Below are 3,835 nucleotides of genomic sequence, written 5' to 3'. Positions count from 1 at the left end.
ACTAACGTAATCGGCTATATCAACAACGATGCGCTGAAGACCATTGTAATAGGCGCCCACTTTGATCACCTGGGCTATGGGGAGGATCATAACTCCCTGGGCACCGGCGGAAAAGCCATTCACAACGGCGCCGATGATAATGCCAGCGGCACCGCCGCCATGCTGGAGCTGGGCCGGTTGCTGAAAGCAGGCCGTTTCCACAGCAACAACTTCATACTGGTAGCTTTTTCCGGTGAAGAGCTGGGCCTGTTCGGCTCCAGATACTTTACCACCCATGCCCCGGTGCCCATGGAACAGGTGAACTTTATGATCAATATGGATATGGTAGGCCGGCTGGATGCCGCCAAGGGCCTGCAGATAGGCGGGGTAGGCACCTCTCCGGCCTGGGGGCCGCTGCTGCAGCAGGTACCGGCAGCCGGTATAAAGCTCACATACGACTCCAGCGGCGTAGGCCCGTCTGACCACACCTCTTTTTACCGCGCGCACGTGCCGGTGCTGTTCTTTTTTACCGGTTCCCACGCAGATTATCATAAGCCCACCGATGATGTGGATAAGATCAACTATAACGGGGAGCTGTCTATTGTAAAATATATTTACACGTTGCTGGAAAAGGCCGAAAAACAGGAGAAGCTGGCCTTTACGCCTACCCGCGAACCGCAGATGAGCACTGCCCGTTTTTCCGTAACACTAGGTATTATGCCGGATTATACGTATAATAAGGGCGGGGTACGGGTAGACGGCGTGTCCGATGACAGGCCCGCAAAAAAAGCCGGGCTGCTGCCCGGTGATGTGATTGTGCAGCTGGGCAAAAACCATGTTACAAACCTGGACACTTACATGCAGGCATTGGGCGCCTTTAAAAAAGGAGATAAAACCACCGTTACCATACAGCGGGGAGCAAAACAACAGACATTCAACATACAATTCTGACATGCGCTACTTACTTTTTTCCATTTTACTGCTGGCAGCCTGTAATGGCGCCTCACGCAATGAGCAGAACGCCGACGGCTACGACCTGATAACGCAAAAATGTTATGTACTGCGGCAAATAAAACCCGCTGCGGGCGATACCGCTGCCGCCGCCGCACAGGAAAAACAGGCGGAGCTGACCCATTACCTGGAGCAGCACCAGTTTACACGCCACGTGGCTGCTAAAGACAGCCTCCTGTTCCGCCGCAGCAACGGCCAGGAAGTGATTATTGAGCTGCCTACCCCCCAGGACACCTGGGAAGCGCATACACTGATAGTGTTTGACCCGCAAAAAAACCCGCTATTTGTTAATTTACATAAAGGGACAGGACAGATAGACCAGTACCTGGCGAAATAGGGACTTCTTTCATTTTTTAACATCAGTCATGGCAGAGAACCTTATTCTACTGGCGGATGCCTACAAGTATTCACATCATAAGCTATACCTGCCAGGTACGGAATATATTTATTCTTACCTGGAAAGCCGCGGGGGTAAGTTTAACAGCACCATGTTCTACGGGTTGCAGTACTTTCTGAAAACCTACCTGCAGGGCATTGTGTTCACCAAAGAAAAGATCAATGAGGCAGAAGTAATGCTGGAAGAGGTGTTTGGCCGTGCCGACGTGTTTGACCGCCGCCGTTTTGAATACATTGTGCACACCTATGGCGGGCACCTGCCCGTACGTATTAAAGCCGTGCCCGAAGGCGCCGTGGTGCCGGTACAAAATGTTTTGATGACCATTGAGAATACAGACCCTGCCTGCTACTGGCTCACCAACTTCCTGGAAACCCTGCTGATGCAGGTATGGTACCCCTGCACCGTAGCCACCGTTTCCCGGGAAATAAGGGAGGTGGTAAAAAAATACTATACCGCCACTGCCAGCGCAGCGTCTTTTGCCGGTATTGACTTTGTGCTGAACGACTTTGGCTTCCGGGGCGCCAGCTCTGTTGAAAGCGCGGGCCTGGGCGGCAGCGCCCACCTGGTAAGCTTTGCAGGCAGCGATACCCTGCCGGCCTCCATTTTTGCCAAACGGTACTACGGCGCACAGCAGGCGCCGGGCCTTTCCATACCCGCTACAGAGCACTCCATTGTAACCCTGCTGGGCGAAAAGGGAGAGGAAAACATTTTCCGGCATGTGCTCAATACCTTTCCCACAGGAGTGATCGCCTGCGTGTCCGACTCCTATAACATTTTCCGCGCCTGCGAGCAGTACTGGGGCAGCGACCTGAAAGAACAGGTGCTGCAGCGCAACGGTACGCTGGTAATACGGCCCGACAGCGGCGATCCGGTACGCACGCTGCTGCAGGTGTTTGATATACTGTTTCGCCGGTTCGGCCACACCGTAAATGAAAAAGGCTATAAGGTATTGCCGCCCCAGGTGCGCGTAATACAGGGCGATGGGGTTAGCTACTCCTCCATTGGGAAAATTTATGCCGCCCTGCAGCAGGCCGGCATCAGCGCAGAAAACCTGGCCCTGGGCATGGGCGGGGCGCTGCTGCAGCGCGTGAACCGCGACACGCAGGAGTTTGCGCTCAAATGCTCCCACGCCGTAGTGAACGGGCAGGCCATTGATGTGCAGAAAACGCCGGTAGAGCTGAGTGCAGAAGGGCAGCTGCGCACCAGCTTTAAAAAATCAAAAGCCGGACGCCTGAAGCTGGTGCTGGAAAACGGCGCTTACCGCACAGTAGGCGAGCACGAAGCACCCGCACTGCCCGACCAGCTGGAAACGGTTTTTGAGAACGGGCAAATTATAAAAGAGCATGCCTTTGCCGATATACGGGCAAGGGCGCGGCAATAAAACATAAAAGCCGGAATATGATTATTCCGGCCATTTACCTAAACCTACAACTGTTACACTGTTAGTAACTGTTAATTAGTCAACACTGAAGGACGGCGCCGATACCGATACCAGGTACTGGCCGGCCAGCCTGCGCCCTTCGGGGGTAGCTATACCCATAATATAGTTAAAGGTGATCTCCTGCATCACCTGGTGCATATCAAATTGTTCGGGTGGGTATTGGGCCTGGTCAAAAGCCGCATCCAGCTGCAGCTGGCGCATACGGGCCATAATATCCATTTTCAGGTGGGGATGGTAAAGGCCTTCCTGCACGCCTCTTTCCAGGTTTTCACGGATGCCCTGCAGCACCTTGTCGCGCCGGAAATCTTCCACGGCCTGCCCTACTTCCGGGTGGTATTTGCGTACCTCATGCATCATCACGGGGTTCATGGTACGGGCCAGCACTTCAAGAATATGCGTGGTTTGCAGCTGCTCCATAATAGCATTTTCCGCCTGGTTGCGGCTTTGCTGCAGCTGTTGCTGCAAGCCGTTAAGCAGGGCCTGTATGCCTTCTTTTACCAGCGCTTCCTTATCTGCAAAATGCTCATATACTGTTTTCTTGGAAACACCGCACTCCCGCGCAATGTCAAACATGGTAACGCTTTTGATACCATACGTTCTGAAAAGCCGCAGCGCTGTTTCCAATATCCTTTCCTGCACCGTCATACGTTCCGTCTTTTGAATTGATTGCCTTTCATGGTAGCTGCTCCCGGCGGTGTTGCTATTGCTCCATTTTTCGACCATTTCCGTTTTCGGGTCAAAAATACGCGTATTTTTCAGTGTTGGTAAATATAGTTGACCAATTAACAGTCCTATGACAATTAATAATTAAGAATGAAGAATGAATAATAAATGAGGGAGATTGGAGGGGTTATTTTGGAGGTATTTAACCTGTGGCACGGTTCCTGACTTATTCCGGCACTTTACGATATTTTTTGTGTTGAAATACCCCTTTACGGTGAATAAATAAGGTTATAGGCCGTAAAAATTGCAAAAAGAAGCGGGCATCAAAAAGAATGTAAAATGTG

The 3,835-nt window shown here is 51.9% G+C and carries 4 protein-coding genes; 3 read left to right on the top strand and 1 reads right to left on the bottom strand.

From position 1 onward, the window contains the following. From VFS25_RS14800 to VFS25_RS14790, 3 genes are all read left to right on the top strand, one after another. Positions 1-930, top strand: a 930-nt coding sequence (locus VFS25_RS14800) for a M28 family peptidase (protein WP_326462937.1), incomplete at its 5' end; no start/stop codon positions are given. A 1-nt stretch (position 931) separates the two neighbouring features. Continuing rightward, complete coding sequence (locus VFS25_RS14795; protein ID WP_326462936.1) at positions 932-1,327, top strand: hypothetical protein; 396 nt, start codon at positions 932-934, stop codon at positions 1,325-1,327. Between the two features lie 28 nt (positions 1,328-1,355). Beyond that, the gene (locus VFS25_RS14790; RefSeq protein WP_326462935.1) at positions 1,356-2,768 is read left to right on the top strand and encodes a nicotinate phosphoribosyltransferase; all 1,413 of its coding nucleotides are present in this window, start codon (positions 1,356-1,358) and stop codon (positions 2,766-2,768) included. 75 nt (positions 2,769-2,843) lie between these two features. On the opposite strand, the gene VFS25_RS14785 is transcribed toward VFS25_RS14790, so the two are convergent. After that, positions 2,844-3,473, bottom strand: a complete 630-nt coding sequence (locus VFS25_RS14785; RefSeq protein WP_326462934.1) for a helix-turn-helix domain-containing protein — start codon at positions 3,471-3,473, stop codon at positions 2,844-2,846. Positions 3,474-3,835: the final 362 nt, after the last annotated feature.

Source organism: Chitinophaga sp., assembly GCF_035761305.1.
GTDB lineage: Bacteria > Bacteroidota > Bacteroidia > Chitinophagales > Chitinophagaceae > Chitinophaga.
Note: the sequence above shows the minus strand (reverse complement) of the source record. Positions and strands in the feature narration are given on the sequence as shown.

Coding starts and splice junctions, on each gene's coding strand:
- VFS25_RS14790 (WP_326462935.1), top strand. CDS start 1,356: ATGGCAGAGAACCTTATTCTACTGGCGGATGCCTACAAGTATTCACAT.
- VFS25_RS14795 (WP_326462936.1), top strand. CDS start 932: ATGCGCTACTTACTTTTTTCCATTTTACTGCTGGCAGCCTGTAATGGC.
- VFS25_RS14785 (WP_326462934.1), bottom strand. CDS start 3,473: ATGACGGTGCAGGAAAGGATATTGGAAACAGCGCTGCGGCTTTTCAGA.